Raw genomic sequence first — 17489 nt, 5'->3', positions numbered from 1 at the left:
ACTCAGCCTTCGGCCAAGCAACAAAAAACCCGCCACGAGGGCGGGCTTTTGACCTGCGAAAAAGCTCTTGCCTTAGAGGCCGAAACCTTCGAAGCGCTTCTTGAACTTCGACAGGCGCCCGCCGCGGTCGAGCAGAGTCTGCTGGCCGCCGGTCCAGGCCGGGTGGGTGGTCGGGTCGATGTCGAGGTTCATCGTATCGCCTTCCTTGCCCCAGGTCGAACGGGTCGTGTATTCGGTGCCGTCGGTCATGACGACCTTGATGGTGTGGTAGTCGGGATGAATAGCGCTCTTCATGGCTCGGTTCCTGGCTTGCTGGCGCGGCTGACTGGCATAAGCCTGCGTCGATGCGCCCCTTTTTTAAACTCGAAGCCGCAGCTATTGAGGAGCCACGGCTTCTAAAACGGTCGGCGTGGCTATACATCAGCCGAAATTGAATCACAAGGCCGTGGCTCGCATATTGAGGCGCATACAACAAGGCGGCTAGAGGAAACACCGGGATGGCGCAATCCAGCAGCGCAGACGAGCGCCGCCGCTCGCTCAAGCCGCTCAGGCGCCTGTTCCCTTACATCGGCCGCTACCGGAAAATGGTGGCGGGCGCCGTCGTCTCGCTGACAGTCGCGGCGATGACGACGCTGGCGCTGCCGCTGGCGGTGCGGCGCATGATCGATCATGGCTTCACGCCGGCGGGATCCACCATCATCGCTGAATATTTCGCCGCGCTGGTGGCCATGGCGGCGCTTTTGGCGGCCGCCTCGGCCGGCCGCTACTATTTCGTCATCACGCTCGGCGAGCGCGTCGTCGCCGACATCAGGCGCGACGTTTTCGCTCATGTGACGACGCTGTCGCCGGCCTTCTTCGACACTGCCCAGTCGGGCGAGATCGTGTCGCGGCTCGCCGCCGACACCACGCAGGTCAAGTCGGCGGTAGGCGCCACGGCTTCGGTCGCGCTGCGCAACGTCATCCTTGGGCTCGGCGCCGTGGCGATGATGGTTGTCACCAGCCCAAAACTGTCCAGCCTGGTCATAGCGGCCATTCCAATTATCGTGCTGCCGCTGGTCGCCTTCGGCCGCTCCGTGAGGCGCAAATCCCGGCAGGCACAGGACACCCTCGCCGAGGCGACAGCCTATGCCAGCGAGCAGATCGGCGCAGTGCGCACGCTGCAGGCCTTTACCAATGAGAAACTGGTCACCGGTCGTTTTTCGGGCGCGGTGGAAGCCGCCTTCGAGGCGGCACGTGCCTCGATCTTCGCGCGGTCCTTCCTCACCTTCTTCGCCATCTTCACCATTTTCTCGTCGGTCGTTGCGGTGTTGTGGTTCGGCTCGCGCGACGTGCTCGACGGCAATCTGTCACCCGGCACGCTTGGCCAGTTCCTGCTCTATTCGGTGTTCGCCGCCGGCGCGCTCGGCGCGCTGTCGGAAGTCTGGGGCGAACTCGCGCAAGCAGCGGGTGCGGCCGAACGGTTGACCGAGATCCTGGCCGAGACGCCGGCGATCCAGGCGCCGGCCGAGCCGAAGCCGATGCCGGCAATCGTGAAGGGCGCGATCATCTTCGACGACGTCTCGTTCTCTTATCCGGCGAGGCCCGACCGCGCCGCCGTCCATGGCTTGAGTTTTTCGGTCAAACCCGGCGAGACGGTGGCGATCGTCGGTCCCTCGGGTGCCGGCAAGAGCACTGTCTTTTCGCTGATCCTGCGCTTCTATGATCCCGAAACCGGCAAGATCCTGATCGACGGCATCGACGTGCGTGAGGCTGACCCCGTCGCGGTCAGGCAGCACATCGCCATCGTGCCGCAAGATGTCACCATCTTCGCGACGAGCGCGCGCGACAATATCGGCTTTGGCCGGCCAGGCGCCAGCGAGGCCGAGATCGAGGCGGCGGCGAAGGATGCGTTGGCCGACGAATTCATCCTCAAGCTTGAGAAAGGTTACGACAGCCAGGTCGGCGAACGCGGCGTGACGCTGTCAGGCGGCCAGCGCCAGCGGGTAGCGATCGCCCGCGCCATCCTGCGCGACGCGCCGGTCCTGTTGCTCGACGAGGCGACCTCGGCCCTCGACGCCGAAAGCGAGACGCTGGTGCAGACGGCGCTCGAGCGGCTGATGCAGGGCCGCACCACCATCGTCATCGCCCACCGGCTGGCGACCGTGCTCAAGGCCGACAGGATCCTGGTCATGGATGGCGGCCGCATCGTCGAGGAAGGCACGCATCAGAGCCTAGTCGTCAAGGGCGGCATCTATGCGCGCCTGGCCAAGCTGCAATTCGAGACCGGCGCCAGCGCCTTCAGGGGCGCGGCGGAATAGCGGGGCTCGATATGGCCGGTCTCATCCACCGTAGCGCTGCTTCAGGTGATTGACGAAATAAACGGCGTTGAGTTTTTCGCCGGTGGCGCGTTCGAGCAGGTCCGGCGTCGTCCAGCGCGATCCCTGTGACCATATCTTCTTGCGGCGCCAGTCGTTGATGGCCGCGAAATTCCCTTTCACCAGGTCGTCGTCGGCGGAAGGATGTTCGCGCATCAGCGCGGCCCATTGCTGCGCCGCCATCATCGCGCCCAGCGTGTAGGAGGGGAAATAGCCGAAGGCGGCACCCGGCCAGTGCACGTCCTGCATCGGCCCATCGGCCGGATTGTCGATGGTGGAGAGGCCGAGATAGTCGCGCATCTTGGCGTCCCAGGCTTCGGGTAGATCAGCCACCTCCAGCCTGCCCGAGACGAGTTCCTGCTCCAGTTCGTAGCGCAGGATGACATGCAGCGGATAGGTTACTTCGTCGGCATCCACGCGGATCAGGCCGCGCTCGACACGATGCACATGCGGCAAGAGATCATCGAGCGACCAGGTTTCGCCGAGATGCTTTTCCACCACCGGCAGCGCCCAGTGCCAGAAAGCAGGATTGCGGCCGATCTGCTTTTCGACGAACAGGCTCTGGCTTTCATGCACGGCCATGCCGCGGGCCTTGCCGAGCGGCCAGTGCGACCATGCCCTCGGCAGGTTCTGCTCATAGAGCGCATGGCCGGTCTCGTGCAGCACGCCCATCAGCGCCGACAGGAAGTCCGATGTCTTGTAGCGGGTGGTGATGCGCACGTCGCTGGGCACGCCGCCGCAGAACGGATGGTGCGACACCGACAGCGAGCCGTGTGTCAGGTCGAAGCCGACCGCCGCCATCATGGCGAGACCGAGTTCGCGTTGCCGGTCGATGGCATAGGTGCCCGAAAGCGGCTTCAGCGGATGCCTGCGCAGCCGCGCTTCCTGGATCGCCAGCGCCTCCGGCACGAAGCCTCTAAGGAAGGCCTTCAGGTCGGCGAAGACGGGAGTGATATCCGCCGTGCGGTTGCCGGGATCGTATTGTTCCATCAGCGCGTCATAGGGCGCGAGGCCGAGCACGTCGGAGCGCAGGGCCGCCTCTTCGCGCACCAGCGCCACCACGCCCTCGAGCGCCGGCTGGAAGCCAGCCCAGTTGTTCTTGGCGCGCAGGTCGCGCCATAGCTGCTCGCAACGCATGCGCGCCGTTGTCTGGCGTTCGACGAATTCGACCGGCAGGCAGGTCAGGCTGGTGTACTGCCGCCGCAGCTCGGTTAGGGCCGCGCGCTGCTCATCGTCCAATGCCTCGGCTTCGGCGGCGGCGATCCAGTCCGATATTTCCGGCGCGGTCGCCCTGGTGTGATACATGCCGGCCAGTGCCGCCATCGCCTCGGCGCGCTTCTCGCCACCGCCAACGGCCATATGGGTCGCTTCATCGGCGCCGAGGATGGCCAGCGCATGCTCAAGCGCTTCGAGCTTGTGGCCGAGGTCGTCGAGTTTGTGAAAGGACATGGCGGCTTCCGTGATTGAGGACGGCGCGAAAAGACACCAACGCAAAAGCCTTGGCAACCCTCAGATCCCATTCAGCAGATGCAGCTTGCGCAGGCGAGGTCGAGCATGAAATGCTGCCGGCGACGCATGCAGGGGGAGCAGAATGATCGGCAACATCCTGGTCGGGCTGGTGGCCTTGATCCATGTCTACATCGTCTATCTCGAGATGGTTCTTTGGGACACGCCGCGCGGGCACAAGACATTCCGCCTGACGCCGGAATTCGCCGGTGCCTCGAAGGTGCTCGCCGCCAATCAGGGCCTCTACAACGGATTTCTCGCCGCCGGCCTGATCTGGGGGCTTTACCTCGGCGCCGGCGGGTTCCAGGTCAAGGTCTTCTTCCTGTTGTGCGTGGCCATTGCCGGTCTCTATGGCGCGGCAACGGTCGGCCGCAAGATCCTTTACATCCAGACCGTGCCGGCGGCGGCCGCCCTGATCGCGGTCTGGCTTGGTCGGTAGGCAGGATGGGCTGGTAAGGAAAAGGACGCCTGCGGGATTGGGTCCCGAAGGCGCCAGTTGATCCCTTCCTCCTGGAACTTTCAGGCAGGATCGCCTCAGCCGTTCGGATAGTTTCCGCCGTCGGCGCCATCGCCCATCAGGAAACCGCTGCCGGTGTTGACCATCAGACGCTGGTCGACAGTGTCGAGCTGGCGCAGCAGGTCATGGTATTGCGCGGCCGGTATCCTGCCGTGATCCGACGCGGCTATCTTCTCGGCGGCCCGACCGATACGGGCGGTGCGCATTTCCAGGCGCTCCGCGACGGCCGGGGTGATGTTGTTAGCTCGCCTGGCGTCGACGATGCCCTGATGGACACCCCGAGCCTGTTCAACGAGCGCTGCGACACGCGGGCCTGTCATGGCGGTCGGATCGGTCGCATCGAGTGCACCCTTGTGGTGGCCCGCGGCATAGGCGCCGGCAAGCGGGGCCGCGATCAGAATCGCGGCAAGGGTTGCAGTCTTGAGAGATGCTGAAGTGCTCATAGGGAGGTTCCTCCTGCCGGGAAGGGAGAGCGGCCGCGCCGCTTCGCCTTCCGACCAGTTTGGGTCGTCCAGTTCCGTCGCGTCGCGATGGGAGGCATCGCCGGCGGTTCTCGACCCTGCGCGGCAAGCTAGGAGCGCTTCCGCGCGAAGTGTAATTAAAAAAAGATAATCTTTTCAGGCCTTGCTGGCCGCCGCTTGCGCCCTAGAGTTGAGTCGGCGAACAAATTCGCGTGAGCTCGCGTGATGATGGATCACCGTTCGGTGAGCTTCAGTTCAATGCGGCGGTTCTTGTTACGCGCTTCGTCGGTGTCGGCGGGGTCGAGCGGCTGGAACTCGCCGAAGCCGGCGGCGACGAGCCGGTTGGCCGGCACGCCGTTCTCGATCAGGAACTTGACCACCGAGGTCGAGCGCGCCGTCGACAACTCCCAATTGTCGCGGTAACGGCCATTGCCGGACAGCGGCTTGTTGTCGGTGTGACCATCGACGCGCAGCACCCAGTTGATCTCCGGCGGGATCTCTTTCTGCAATTCAATGATGGCATCGGCGAGCTTCTTCATCTCGACCTTGCCGGCGTCGTTGATCACTTCGGAGCCGGTCGGGAACAGCACTTCCGACTGGAACACGAAGCGGTCGCCGACGATGCGGATGTTCTCGCGATCGGCGAGGATTTCGCGCAGGCGCCCGAAGAAATCGGAGCGGTAGCGGTTCAATTCCTGCACACGCTGCGCCAGTGCCACGTTCAGGCGACGGCCGAGATCGGCGATCTTGGTGTTGGAATCGCGGTCGCGCGTTTCGGAGACGTTGAGGGCATCCTCGAGCGCGCCGATCTGCTTGCGCAAGGCCGCGATCTGCTGGTTGAGGATCTCTACCTGGCTCAGCGCCTGCTGGCTGATCTGGCGCTGGTTGTCGAGTTCACCACCCAACTGCGCGGCACGCTGGTTGGCGGCGTCGCCGGCGCCGGCACCTTGCGCCAGCAACTGTTCGAGCCGGCTCTTTTCCGCCTGCGCCGCCGACAGGGACGCCTGCAGATTGGCGAGCGAATCCTCCTTGTCCTGCGCCGTCGAGCGCTCCAGCGCCAGAAGCTGGGTCAGTTCGTTGATCTGCGAGTTGAGGCGCGACAGTGCCGTGTCCTTGCCGGAGATTTCGCGGCCGAGCAGGAACTGCGCCAACACGAAAACGGTGAGCAGGAACATGATGGCGAGCAGCAGCGTCGACAACGCGTCGACGAAGCCAGGCCAATAGTCGATACGGCGATCGGTACGCCGGCCCCTGGCAAGCGCCATGCTAGTGCACCCCGGGCTTCTTCAGCGCGTCGGCGATCTTCTCCAGCGTGTTGCGCATCGCCTTCTGCTCGTCGGACTGGGCCTCGACCCAATCGCGCATGATCTGCTGCTCGGAACGCATGTTCTTGACCAGGCCGGAAATGCCGTCGGCGAGATTGGCCATGGCGGTGGCGACGCGCGGATTGGAGCCGCCGCCGTTCTCCTGCATGCTGCGCAGCCGTTCCGACAGGACGCGGATCTCGTCGGAAGATTCGGCCTTGGCCGGGTCGGAAACGACGATGTCGGACGACAGATCGGTGACCGAGGACAGCCAGTTCTCGAGCTCGGTGTAGAAGCGCGTCTGGGCGCGGCCGGCCTGCAGGTCGAGGAAGCCGAGCACGAGTGAGCCGGAGAGGCCGAACAGCGAGGACGAGAAGGCGGTGCCCATGCCGGCCAGCGGCGCCGACAGGCCCTGCTTCAGCGAATCGAGCACCGCCGCCGCATCGCCCGTGCCGGGATCGAGCGATTCGATTGTCTCGCGGATCGAGCCGATCGTATTCAACAGGCCCCAGAAAGTGCCAAGCAGGCCGAGGAACACCAGAAGGCCAACCAGGTAGCGCGAGGTGTCGCGGCTTTCGTCGAGGCGCGTGGCGATGGAATCGAGCATTGTGCGCATCGAGGAGGTCGAAAAGGCCATGGACGACGAGCGTCCGATCATCGCCTTCATCGGCGCCAGCAGCACCGGTTCGGTGGTCTCGGAGCCGGCGCGGAAGGAGTTGACCCAGCGCACCTCGCGAAACAGCCGTCCGACCTGCGTGAAGGCCAGCAGGATACCGACGACGAGCACGCCGACGATCAGGCCGTTGAGGCCGGGATTGGTGACGAATGCCGTCGTGACCTGGCGGGTCAGGATGGCGGCGATGAAGGCGACGATGGCCAGGAAGATGACCATGGTCAGCAGAAAGACCTGAGGGCTCGACAATTTGTGCGGATCGTAGATGAGCACGTCAGAGCGCCTGCCCATGCCGAAGGATCTGAGAAAAGCCATCCGTGCCCCGTTTCCGATGCCGCTGCCGCCGATCACGTAGTTGGCGACTCTAAACGGAATTGTGACCAAATTGAATGGTGCTTGGCAATATTGCCACAGGTGGCTTTTGGAGCCGGCGCTTCAAAGGCGGTTGATGACCAGGCAATCGACCATGGCCGCCAGATGAAGGCCGGCGCCGGTGACGACGAAGCCGTGCCACAGGGCGTTGTGGAAGCGCAGCGCCTTCCAGGCGAAGAAAATCACGCCGCAGGAATAGACGACGCCACCGGCGACGATGAGCACGATCGACGTGGTCGGCAGCGTCTCGACAAGCGGTTTGACAAGGACGACGCCGCTCCAGCCGATGGCAAGGTAGAAGACGATCGCCAGCCTGTCGAAGCGGCCGGGGAAAAACACCTTGACGGCAATGCCCGTTGCGGCCGCGGCCCAGACCAGAACGATCATCCAGCGCGCCAGCGGCGAGTTTCCCAACTGAGCGAGAAAGGGTGTGTAGGTGGCGGCGATCAACAGATAGATCGCGGCATGATCGAAACGCCGCAAAATCCATTTCGCGGGCGAGGTCACCGGCCACAGATTATAAGTCAGCGACACAGAAAGCACCGTGAGCAGCGAGACGACATAAAAGGCGGCTGCGATGTATTCGCCGGGCCCGACCCGGGAGGCGGCGAGCGCCAGCAGCGCCGAACCGGCCGCTATCGCCAGCACGATCCCAACAGCATGGACGATCCCGTCGGCGATCGTCTCGGCGCGCGAATAGTGCCAGCGTCCGATGAACGGGATGTCGATCTGTGGCTGGGTGTCGGTCATCTATCGTCCTGCATCACCCTTAATCTGGGCGACCGACGGACAGTATTTCAAGCTTTGTTTGCGGTTTTACGACTGCGGCGGTTCAGCGCGGCGGGAGCGGCTTTTTCACCGTCTTCAGCAATGCGCGCTGGATGATCTCGTTGCCGGCGACGACCGTGCCGGTGTCCAGCATGTCCTGTCCGCCATTCATGTCGGAGGCGAAGCCGCCTGCCTCGCGGATCAAGAGCAGGCCGGCGGCGATGTCCCAGGCCGACAGGCCGACTTCCCAGAACCCGTCCATGCGTCCGGCGGCGACATAGGCAAGATCGAGCGAGGCGGAGCCCATGCGGCGTACGCCGGAGACCTCGGCCATGACATTGCGCAGTTCGACCAGGAAATTGCCGTGATGGCCGCGGCCGAGATGCGGCACGCCGCAGCCGATCACCGTGTCGACAAGCTTGGTGCGGCCGGCGACGCGCAGGCGGCGATCATTCATGAAGGCACCGCCGCCGCGCTCGGTCGTATAGAGCTCGTCCATGGCCGGATTGTAGATGACGCCGGCAACGATCTGACCCTGGCGCTCAAGCGCGATGGAGACGGCGAAAAGCGGAATGCCGTGCAGGAAATTGGTGGTGCCGTCGAGCGGATCGACGATCCAGCGGTGCTGGCTGTCATCGCCAATGACCGTGCCGCGCTCTTCCATCAGGAAACCGTAGCCCGGGCGCGCTTTCGACAATTCGGCAAACACGATGTCCTCGGCCTTGCGGTCGGCCTGGCTGACATAGTCGCCGGGGCCCTTCATCGAGACCTGCAGGTTCTGGACCTCGCCGAAGTCGCGCGACAGCGAGCGGCCGGCCTTCATTGCGGCCTGAACCATGACGTTGAGGAGGGCGGAGCGTGCCATAGTGCTTCTTCCTGGTGCGGCGCTTTAAACTCTGTCTCGATGCATGCCGGTGACCCAAAACCAGGGCCACCTTTGGGCGACATGCATCAGTCGGCGCGGCGCACGTAAGTGATTTCGTTGGTGTCGACGATGATGCGTTCGCCGGCGCCGATGAAGGGCGGGACCAGCACCCGAATGCCGTTTTCCAGCACAGCCGGCTTGTAGGAGGACGCTGCCGTCTGGCCCTTCACCACGGGATCCGCCTCGGTGATGGTCAACGTCACATAGTCGGGCAGCGAAATGCCGATCGGCCGCTCCTCGTAGAGCTGAACCGTCACCATCATGCCGTCCTGCAGGAACGCGGCGCGGTCGCCGACGAAATCCTTGTTCAGTTCGAGCTGCTCGTAGCTTTGAGTATCCATGAATACCAGCGCGTCTTCCTGCTCGTACAGGAAGGAAAAATCCTTCAGGTCGAGCCGGATCTGCTCGACCGTCTCGGCCGAACGGAAGCGTTCGTTGAGCTTGGTGCCGTTGATGAGGTTCTTCAGTTCGACCTGGTTATACGCGCCGCCCTTGCCGGGCTTTACGGTGTTGGTCCTGACCGCCACCCAGAGGCCGCCATCGTGTTCGATGACATAGCCGGGACGGATTTCGTTGCCATTGATCTTGGCCATGATGATGGGATCCGGGATGCTGCCAACGGCCAGACCGTTGGTTGGGATGTTCGCCGTGACAAGCGATTTAGGGCTCCAAGACCACAAATCGCCCGGAGAGGCAAGGGAGGACGGGTCGGCTCCAGCCGGCAAGGCGGCATCAGGTCTCGATATCGAGGACGTCGCCGACGGTCGTTGCAATGGCCTGCGCGGCCTTCGCCAGGCGGTTGAGGTGAGGAGAGCGCAGTGCCACGACCTGCAATGAAAGGTCCAAATCTCCAGTATCGACAAGCGCGAGGTCGTCGGGAAGTCCGCGCGCGGCGAGCCGCGACGGCATGAGGCCGAGGCCGTGTCCCCGACGTACCCATTCCATCTGCATCGCCGGGTCCTGAATTTCCGCTGCCACAACGAGCCGATGCCGTTCGCCGCCCAAAATGGCGAGGAGTCTCTGACGTGCGTCGCAAGGCTCGGGACTGAGCACCCAAGGCATGGAAGCCCAGGCGGCGTCCGTAAGACGGGATTTGGTAGCGCCGGCCTGCGCTATGACGGCGAGACGTTCGGTGCCGAGCACGTCCGGGCCTTGATGACTGGCGGGTCGTAGAACAATCGCCATGTCGAGCAGGCCGCGCTCGAACTGCTCGATCAGATCCGCGCTCCAACCGGTCTTGAGCCGCAAGGATATTTTTGGAAACGTCGCAGCCGCGCGAGCTATACCGCCCGCAACGCTCCCGTCGGACAAGCCATGTGCCAAGCCGACACGCAGCACGCCTTGCGGTTCGGTGTCGGCGGCGAAGGCTTTCAGAGCCTCGATTGACGCCAGTATGTCTTTCGCGCGCTCCAACACCTCCAGTCCCGCCGTGGTCAGGCGCGGCGGCTTCTGCCGGCGATCAAGAAGCGTTGTCCCGAGCATATCCTCCAGTCGCTGCACCTGACGGGTGACGGCAGGCTGCGTCAAAGGCAGGCGCCGGGCCACATTCTGAATAGAGCCTTCCTCGGCGAACAGAACGAGCGTGCGCAGTTCCTCCAGCATTCTAGCGGTGCTCCAAATGCATAATCATACTGATTATTATGAATTTGAAATCATAAGCAAGGCAAGCGATTTTCCTTTCCAGGACCTCCAAACGGAAAGAAGACAATGAAGGCCATCGAATTGCAGCACCCGGGCGGCATCGACAATCTCAGGCTGGTCGAGCGGCTGATGCCGGAACCGGGCCGCCAGGAGATGATTATCAAGGTCAAGGCCACGGCACTGAATTACCGCGATGTGGAAATCGCCCGTGGCAGTTACCACACTGCCTTTGCGCTGCCATTGGTTCCGCTTTCGGACGGCGTCGGCGAAGTGGTTGCCGTTGGCGCCGAAGTGACCCGCTTCAAGGTCGGCGACCGCGTCTGCGCTACATTCTGGCAGCGTTGGATCGGCGGCAGTTTCGCCATGGCCGAACCCTCCTATCAACGGGGCGGTCCCATCGACGGGTTGCTCAGCGAGTTCGCGAGGCTGGATGAACAGGCGGCCGTCCTTGCGCCAGAGCACCTGAGCGACGTCGAGGCCGCGACCCTGCCTTGCGCCGCCGTGACGGCCTGGCATGCGCTGTTCACCGAAGGCCGGTTGAAACCCGGCGAGACGGTGCTGAGCCTGGGCACAGGCGGTGTCTCGCTGTTTGCGGTGCAGTTTGCCGCCGCCGCCGGCGCACGCGTCATCGTCACGTCAAGCAGCGACGACAAGCTCACGCGCGCAAAAGCGCTTGGCGCCCATGATGGCATCAACTACCGCAGCGACCCGGATTGGGCGTCAGCCGTGCTGGCGCTCACCGGTGGGCTGGGCGCCGATCACATCATCGAAGTCGGCGGGCCGCAAAGCTTCGCCCAGTCGCTGAGGGCTTCGGCGCGGGGTGCCCTCAACGTAATTGGCTATCTCGGCGGCAGTGAAGGGGCAGTCAACCCGCTCGACATCTTCCGCCGCCAGGTCCGGGCACGCGGGATACCGGTTGGTTCACGCGAATCCTTCGAGGCGATGAACCGGGCTCTTGCCGTCAACCGGTTGACGCCGGTGATCGACAAGGTCTTGCCGTGGCGTGAGGCAGCCAGCGCCTTCCGCCATCTCGAACACGGCTCGCCCTTCGGCAAAGTCGTCCTGGATCACATGCAATAAGCGTGCGCGCTGTCCTCAGGGCAGGCGGTTCGCCTTCTGCAGGGCCTGCTTGGTCTGGTCGTCGCTCAACCCTTGCAGGAAATCGTCCATCTCCTGATCGATGAGGCCGGCGCGGCGGGCGACGATGTACCAGGCGCCGGCGAGCACGAGGTCCGGATCGGTGCCGATGCCTTGCATATAGAGTTTTGCCAGGCGGTTCTGGGCCGCGACGTTGCCGCCTTCGGCGGCCTGCTTCGTCCAGCCGAACGCCGATTTCAGGTCGCGCGCGCCGCCGCGGCCCTCGATCATCCAGGCGGCGAGATCGATCTGCGCGGTGTCATAGTTCTGACGGGCGGCCTGCGCCAGCAGCCGCCGTGCCTGTGCGTCGTCGCGCGGCTTGCCGCCGACGCCATTGGCATAGATCTGAGACATGGCGTATTGCGCATCGGCGAGACCGGTCGCCGCAGCGCGCTCATAGTAGGAAACCGCCTTGGCCAGGCCGGCGTCGCCGGGATCCTGCTGGACCAGCATCTGCGCGAAATTGAATTGCGCCAACTGGTTGCCGGCTTCGGCGGCGGCCTGCATCAGGGCATAGGCCCCCTTCACGTCCTTCTTGACGTAGCGGCCGTCGAGCAGCATCAGCGCATATTGAAACTGCGATTCCGGCACGCCCTGCTCGGCGGCAAGCGCGTACCATTTCGCGGCCTCGGCCGAGTTCAACGGGACACCCAACCCGCGCGACAGGATCTCGGCCACCAGCGTCTGCGCGGCCGGGTCGCCATTCTGCGCACGGACCAGCGCCAGATTGTAGGCGGTCTTGTAGAGCCCGCGCTGGAAGGCACCATAGGCGGCGTCGGCCGGCTTGGCGCCGAAACGATCGGGATTGACGGTGTCGACCGAGGGCAGCGGTGCAGGCTCCGCCGTGGTGGCAGGCTGGGGCAGCTGGTTTTCGATCGGCTTGTCGGTGTGCACGCCGGTTTGAGGCTTGGGCTGCGGCAAGGGTATGGTTTCGGCGGCTGCGGCCTGGATCATCACCGCCGCAAGCAGGGCCTGAAGGGAAAGCCTTGCCAGGGACACGTCAATCCTCGAAGCGCGGCGCTGTTTCGTCGAGCAGCGCATTGGCGCGAGTGATCGCCGCCTTCGGATCGACGCCGTCGGCGAACACGGCGCTGGACAGCGCTACGAACTCGGCGCCGGTGGCGGCCACCGTCTCGACGGAGGCAAGATCGCAACCGGCCTCGATGATGCAGGGGATCTGGATCATCTGCGCCCACCATTGCCCCAATGACAGGTTGCGCGGATGCGGCTCGGGCTTGTTGTCGTAGCCGAAGCGGCCGAAGAAAATGTAATCGGGCCTGGCTTCGCCAAGCTCCAGCGCGTCGTCGCGGGTCTTGACACCGCCGGCGCCGACCATCATTTTCGCCTGGAAATGCTCGATCGTCTCCGCGAGTTCGGCCTTGGAGACCTCGACATGGATGCCGTCGGCCTGGACCCGGCCCGCGATGCGGGTGTCGCCAGCGATGATGACGGCCACGCCCGCGGCCTGCGCGGCCGGCACGACCTGTTCGGCAAAGGCCTGGAAGGAGGCCTCGTCCATGCCGTTCTCGGGCAGGATCAGCGAGGCGATGTCGCCGCCGTCGAACGCGGCCGCGATGCGGGTGGCCAGCACGCCGGGCGGCGCGATCAGTACGATGCGGCAGCGGTTGGGGGGCGTTGCGTCATTCATGGTTCTTCGATCCCGGGTTTCGCCTATGCCGGGCGAAGATGGTTGGATTGCGGCATAGAGCAAACTGCCCGCTTTGAACAGGCGGGCAGCCAGGATCGCAATTTTTGACCGGCCGGGTAGCCGGCATGCCGCGTTACTTGATCGGCTGCGGGCTCGCGGCGGACGGTCTGGATTTCCACAATGTCCAGCCGAGGTTCATGCCCGCGGCAGCGGTCAGGATGGCGGCGGCGCCGACGACCTGACTGAGATGCAGCCGATGGCCGAAGGCCGTGACATCGACCAGGATGGCAACGACCGGATAGATGAAGGACAGCGACCCCTGCAGATGCGTCGGCAGCCTCTGGATGGCGCCGTACATCAGGATATACATCAGGCCGGTGTGGACCACGCCGAGCGTCGCCAGCATAGCCCAGCTCCATGGATCGGCGGGAAGATGCGAGAGATTGGCGAAGGGCGCCAGCATGACCACGCCGACGCAAACCTGGATGAGTGCGATCAGATGCGGCGGCGTGCCCTTGAGCTTCTTGGTGACGATGGCCGCGACCGCCCAGAAGAAGGCGGCGGCCAGGGCCATGAGAATGCCGGCGAAATAGTTCGTGCCGACATCGCCGGCGTCAGGGGCGGCCCCGACGATCAGCACCATGCCGGCGAAGGCGATTGCCAGCCAGCTCAGCTTGGTCAATGTCAGCCGCTCGGCGAACAACAGCGCGCCGAAGCCGACCAGCATGAAGGGCTGCGTGTTGTAGACCGCGGTGGCGATCGAGATGGAGGCGCGTGAGAAGGCGCTGAACAGGAGCAGCCAGTTGATGACGATCGCCGCACCCCCAAGTGCCGCGAGGCCGACGATGCGCAACGACAGTCTCTTGCGCAACAATCCAAGCGAAGCACAGATGACGAGCAGCGTCAGCGCGCCGAACGCGCAGCGCCAGAACACCACATCCATGATCGGCTGGCCGGACATGATGACGAACCATCCGATCGTTCCCAAGATCGCCATTGCGGCCGACATTTCGACCGTGCCACGTACAGTATCGTTCATGATAAGCCTCTGAACCCGTTGAGGCGGCATAATCTCATGCGATGCCGAGGCTTTCCATCTCCATGAAAAGGAGATATGACAGCTTTGCCTAATTATCTTAGGCTGGAACCTTGGAACCCACGAGAAAAATAAATGCTGGATGATCTCGACCGAAATCTGCTGGAAATCCTGGTCAGGGATGCGCGGACCTCGCTGAAGGATCTCGCGGCCCAGGTCGGGCTGTCGTCGCCGAGCGTCTCGGAGCGGCTGCGGCGGCTCGAGGAACGGGGCGTCATCCGGGCGTTCACCGTCGAGATCGACCCGCTGGCGCTCGGCTATACGCTCCAGGCGATCGTGCGGATCAAACCTTTGCCGGGCAAGCTGCACATCGTCCAGAAACTGATCGAGGAGATTGCCGAGTTTGGCGAATGCGACAAGGTGACGGGCGATGACTGTTTCGTCGCCCGGCTTTACGTACGCTCGATCGGCGACCTCGATGGTGTTCTCGACCGTATCGCCGACAAGGCCGAGACCAGCACCGCCATCATCAAGGCACAGCCGATCCGGCGGCGGCCGCCGCCCCTGGGGTTGCCGTCGGGCTCACAGGCTTGACACCACATGGCCATGGTGGAAAGGCGCGGCCAGTTCACCAAATGTCAGTCTTCCGCCAGATGGCTGTCCTAGGAGCGAGAAAAACATGGCGCAGAACATTTACGATCAGCCGGATTTCTTCGCTGGCTACAGCCAGCTTGGCCGCTCTGTCGAAGGCCTGGACGGCGCTGCCGAGTGGCCGGCGCTGCGTGCGATGCTGCCTGACGTCGCAGGCCTCAGGATCGTCGACCTCGGCTGCGGCTTCGGCTGGTTTTGCCGCTGGGCGCACGAGCAAGGGGCGAGGCAAGTCCTTGGGCTTGACCTGTCGGAGAAGATGCTTGCCCGTGCGAGAGCGGCCGGCCCGGACGCCGGCGTCACCTACGAGAGAGCCGACCTCGACCAGCTAAGCCTGCCGCAAGGAGGCTTCGATCTCGCCTACAGTTCGCTCGCCTTGCACTATATCGAGGATATTGAGCGCCTGTTCAGGACCGTGCACCAGGCCCTGTCGCCCGGCGGCCATTTTGTCTTCTCGACGGAACATCCGATCTACATGGCCCCAACCAAACCGGGCTGGTCGATCGATGGGGAAGGGAAAAGGACGTGGCCCGTCGACCGGTATCTGGTGGAAGGGCCGCGCAAGACCGACTGGCTGGCCAAGGGGGTGGTCAAACATCACCGCACCGTCGGCACAACGCTCAACACGCTGATCCGCACGGGTTTCACAATCGAGTATGTCGACGAATTCCGTCCGACGGGTGCGCAGATCGCGGCCAGGCCGGATCTTGCGGAAGAGCTCGATCGGCCGATGTTCCTGCTGGTTTCGGCGCGCCGATAAGGGTTCGAAGCCCGTTGGCCCGATATGTCGCGGCCAGCCCATATTTGCGGTCGCCGAGCAGGCGATTCCAGGCTATTCAGACGTTGATCCGCTTTCCCTCCAGACCAGCCCCTCCCCATGTCAGGCCTGCTTCTCGATCCGTGGTTCTACGCGGCCGCCGTCCCGGCGGTCATTCTGGTCGGCCTGTCCAAGGGCGGTTTTGGCGGCGCCGTCGGCTTTGTCGGCGTGCCGCTGATGGCGCTGACCATGCCGCCGGTGCAGGCGGCCGCCATCCTGCTGCCGATCCTGTGCCTGATGGACATCGTCTCGGTGTGGACATGGTGGGGCGTCTATAACAGAAAGATGCTGGCCGACATGATGCCGGGCGCCATCATCGGCATCGGGCTTGGCTGGCTGACGGCAGCACTCGTCACCGAGGAAGCGGTGCGGCTCATCGTCGGCGCCGTCGCCATCATCTTCGTCCTGCGCTGGCTTTACTTGCAATTTCGTCATGGTTCCGACCATGCGGCCGCACCCAATCGCGTGGCCGCGGCCATATGGGGCACGGTCGCAGGCTTCACCAGCTTCGTTGCCCATGTCGGCGGCCCGCCCTTCCAAGTCTATGCCTTGCCGATCCGACTCGATCCCAAGGTGCTGTCGGGCACGGCAGCGATCTTCTTTGCCGCCACCAACGCACTGAAGCTCATTCCCTATTTCGCGCTCGGCCAATTCGACACCGCCAATCTGACGGCATCGGCGGTGCTGATGCCGCTGGCGCCGTTGTCGACCATCGCCGGTGCATGGCTGGTGCGGCGAATGCGGCCGGAGGTTTTTTATCCCTTCACCTATGCGACCGTGGCGGTCGTGGCTGTGAAGCTTCTGTGGGACGGGATTGCCGGCTTGATGTAGACCAGCGCCCGTTCAGGCGATCCGCTCTGGTCAGGCGGCGTTGGGCACCATGCGCCGTGTCCGGCCGAGCGCCATTGTGGCGCCGGCGGCAAGAACCACAATCATGCCGGCGAGAATGGCGACGTCGTGCAGGGTCGGCTTCAGCACCATGTCGGTGACGATGACCAGCATCACCGCATAATCGAAGCGCGCCGCCCGCAGGATGCGCTGGCCGTAGGCAAGTGCCGCGGGCGTCACGCCGTCCCTGGCGATCATCGCGGTCATGTGGTCGGCTGTCGGCTTGAAAACGAACATGCCGATGCAGAAGGTCGTGGCGTAGCCGGCAAGGCCGATCAGGATCCAGAGATCGGAAAAGCCGACCCAGAATGAGCACATGATCAAGCCGAAGGCCAATGTCAGCATCGACATCGGCGCGAAGAAGCGGTTGCCCAGCTCGCCGGTGGCGCGCATCGCCTGCAGCGTTCCCTGAATGTTGCCGGCACGATCCGCCAGCGTCGCCAGCACCATCAGCGTGAAGCCGCCACCGACCCAAAGCATCGCCGAAACGATGTGCAGCAATTTGACGATGGAATACCAATCCATGACTTTCTCCCGATGTCCAATGGTTGATGGCGAGGCGGCCATTGCCCGCTCGCCGATCAGATGCCGCAGCGTTTAGCGCCGCGGCTGTTTCGAAACGATGTCGTGGAAAAGCCGGCTGTGTTTCAGACTGCCGGCTAACGAAAGGAGCGACTAATATGATGAACGCACCGCCCGATTTTCTGCTATGTCGGGAGCGTCGGGGGGCGACATCGTCCGGAAACAGTGCCGATGCTAGTGCCGACGCTGGAAGTCCGGCGGCGACAGCGCTC

The 17489-nt window shown here is 63.8% G+C and carries 19 protein-coding genes; 6 read left to right on the top strand and 13 right to left on the bottom strand.

Annotated features, from left to right (window positions below; translation table 11 throughout):
* Nucleotides 1-72: 72 nt before the first annotated feature.
* Nucleotides 73-294, bottom strand: coding sequence for a 50S ribosomal protein L31 (gene rpmE / locus FJ960_RS08455; RefSeq protein ID WP_010912060.1), 222 nt, complete (start codon nucleotides 292-294; stop codon nucleotides 73-75).
* Between the two features lie 203 nt (nucleotides 295-497).
* Here rpmE and FJ960_RS08450 point away from each other — a divergent pair, with 203 nt between their 5' ends.
* Nucleotides 498-2297, top strand: a complete 1800-nt coding sequence (locus FJ960_RS08450; RefSeq protein WP_140713088.1) for an ABC transporter transmembrane domain-containing protein — start codon at nucleotides 498-500, stop codon at nucleotides 2295-2297.
* Nucleotides 2298-2318: 21 nt separating this feature from the next.
* On the opposite strand, the gene FJ960_RS08445 is transcribed toward FJ960_RS08450, so the two are convergent.
* Nucleotides 2319-3803 (bottom strand): carboxypeptidase M32, encoded by a 1485-nt coding sequence (locus tag FJ960_RS08445; protein ID WP_140713086.1) that lies wholly within the window; start codon nucleotides 3801-3803, stop codon nucleotides 2319-2321.
* 142 nt (nucleotides 3804-3945) lie between these two features.
* On the opposite strand from FJ960_RS08445, the gene FJ960_RS08440 reads away from it, so the two are divergent.
* Complete coding sequence (locus tag FJ960_RS08440; RefSeq protein WP_140713084.1) at nucleotides 3946-4299, top strand: DUF1304 domain-containing protein; 354 nt, start codon at nucleotides 3946-3948, stop codon at nucleotides 4297-4299.
* A gap of 95 nt (nucleotides 4300-4394) precedes the next feature.
* Here FJ960_RS08440 and FJ960_RS08435 read toward each other — a convergent pair whose 3' ends face one another.
* The 7 genes from FJ960_RS08435 to FJ960_RS08405 all read right to left on the bottom strand — a co-directional run bounded on the left by FJ960_RS08435 (nucleotide 4395) and on the right by FJ960_RS08405 (nucleotide 10482).
* A complete protein-coding gene (locus tag FJ960_RS08435) occupies nucleotides 4395-4820 on the bottom strand; it encodes a hypothetical protein (protein ID WP_140508936.1) in 426 nt (141 codons plus the stop codon).
* Nucleotides 4821-5071: 251 nt separating this feature from the next.
* Nucleotides 5072-6103 (bottom strand): peptidoglycan -binding protein, encoded by a 1032-nt coding sequence (locus tag FJ960_RS08430; protein ID WP_140508938.1) that lies wholly within the window; start codon nucleotides 6101-6103, stop codon nucleotides 5072-5074.
* Between the two features lies 1 nt (nucleotide 6104).
* A complete protein-coding gene (locus FJ960_RS08425) occupies nucleotides 6105-7130 on the bottom strand; it encodes a MotA/TolQ/ExbB proton channel family protein (RefSeq protein ID WP_140508940.1) in 1026 nt (341 codons plus the stop codon).
* 120 nt (nucleotides 7131-7250) lie between these two features.
* Complete coding sequence (locus FJ960_RS08420; RefSeq protein ID WP_140508942.1) at nucleotides 7251-7937, bottom strand: hemolysin III family protein; 687 nt, start codon at nucleotides 7935-7937, stop codon at nucleotides 7251-7253.
* Nucleotides 7938-8019: 82 nt separating this feature from the next.
* Nucleotides 8020-8820: an inositol monophosphatase family protein gene (locus FJ960_RS08415; RefSeq protein ID WP_140508944.1), complete on the bottom strand. Its 801-nt coding sequence runs from the start codon at nucleotides 8818-8820 to the stop codon at nucleotides 8020-8022.
* An 86-nt stretch (nucleotides 8821-8906) separates the two neighbouring features.
* Nucleotides 8907-9473 carry an elongation factor P gene (gene efp, locus FJ960_RS08410; protein WP_027141779.1) on the bottom strand — a complete coding sequence of 189 codons (567 nt, stop codon included), beginning with the start codon at nucleotides 9471-9473 and terminating at the stop codon, nucleotides 8907-8909.
* Between the two features lie 139 nt (nucleotides 9474-9612).
* Entirely contained in the window at nucleotides 9613-10482 is an 870-nt protein-coding gene (locus tag FJ960_RS08405) for a LysR family transcriptional regulator (protein WP_140713082.1), read from the bottom strand.
* A 105-nt stretch (nucleotides 10483-10587) separates the two neighbouring features.
* Here FJ960_RS08405 and FJ960_RS08400 point away from each other — a divergent pair, with 105 nt between their 5' ends.
* Nucleotides 10588-11601, top strand: a complete 1014-nt coding sequence (locus FJ960_RS08400; protein WP_140713080.1) for an NAD(P)-dependent alcohol dehydrogenase — start codon at nucleotides 10588-10590, stop codon at nucleotides 11599-11601.
* Between the two features lie 15 nt (nucleotides 11602-11616).
* Here FJ960_RS08400 and FJ960_RS08395 read toward each other — a convergent pair whose 3' ends face one another.
* The 3 genes from FJ960_RS08395 to FJ960_RS08385 all read right to left on the bottom strand — a co-directional run bounded on the left by FJ960_RS08395 (nucleotide 11617) and on the right by FJ960_RS08385 (nucleotide 14345).
* Nucleotides 11617-12657, bottom strand: coding sequence for a tetratricopeptide repeat protein (locus tag FJ960_RS08395; RefSeq protein WP_140713078.1), 1041 nt, complete (start codon nucleotides 12655-12657; stop codon nucleotides 11617-11619).
* Between the two features lies 1 nt (nucleotide 12658).
* Nucleotides 12659-13306, bottom strand: a complete 648-nt coding sequence (locus tag FJ960_RS08390) for a thiamine phosphate synthase (protein ID WP_140713076.1) — start codon at nucleotides 13304-13306, stop codon at nucleotides 12659-12661.
* Nucleotides 13307-13439: 133 nt separating this feature from the next.
* Nucleotides 13440-14345, bottom strand: a complete 906-nt coding sequence (locus FJ960_RS08385) for a DMT family transporter (RefSeq protein ID WP_140713074.1) — start codon at nucleotides 14343-14345, stop codon at nucleotides 13440-13442.
* Between the two features lie 132 nt (nucleotides 14346-14477).
* On the opposite strand from FJ960_RS08385, the gene FJ960_RS08380 reads away from it, so the two are divergent.
* The 3 genes from FJ960_RS08380 (at nucleotide 14478) to FJ960_RS08370 (ending at nucleotide 16638) form a co-directional block, all read left to right on the top strand.
* Nucleotides 14478-14936: an Lrp/AsnC family transcriptional regulator gene (locus FJ960_RS08380; protein ID WP_140713072.1), complete on the top strand. Its 459-nt coding sequence runs from the start codon at nucleotides 14478-14480 to the stop codon at nucleotides 14934-14936.
* Nucleotides 14937-15021: 85 nt separating this feature from the next.
* The gene (locus FJ960_RS08375) at nucleotides 15022-15750 is read left to right on the top strand and encodes a class I SAM-dependent methyltransferase (RefSeq protein WP_140713070.1); all 729 of its coding nucleotides are present in this window, start codon (nucleotides 15022-15024) and stop codon (nucleotides 15748-15750) included.
* Between the two features lie 117 nt (nucleotides 15751-15867).
* Nucleotides 15868-16638 carry a sulfite exporter TauE/SafE family protein gene (locus FJ960_RS08370; protein WP_027141786.1) on the top strand — a complete coding sequence of 257 codons (771 nt, stop codon included), beginning with the start codon at nucleotides 15868-15870 and terminating at the stop codon, nucleotides 16636-16638.
* Between the two features lie 30 nt (nucleotides 16639-16668).
* Here FJ960_RS08370 and FJ960_RS08365 read toward each other — a convergent pair whose 3' ends face one another.
* The gene (locus FJ960_RS08365; RefSeq protein ID WP_140713068.1) at nucleotides 16669-17220 is read right to left on the bottom strand and encodes a DUF2269 family protein; all 552 of its coding nucleotides are present in this window, start codon (nucleotides 17218-17220) and stop codon (nucleotides 16669-16671) included.
* Between the last annotated feature and the right edge of the window lie 269 nt (nucleotides 17221-17489).

The organism is Mesorhizobium sp. B2-3-11 (assembly GCF_006442215.1).
In the GTDB taxonomy this organism is placed as follows: Bacteria; Pseudomonadota; Alphaproteobacteria; order Rhizobiales; family Rhizobiaceae; genus Mesorhizobium; species Mesorhizobium salmacidum.
Note: the sequence above shows the minus strand (reverse complement) of the source record. Positions and strands in the feature narration are given on the sequence as shown.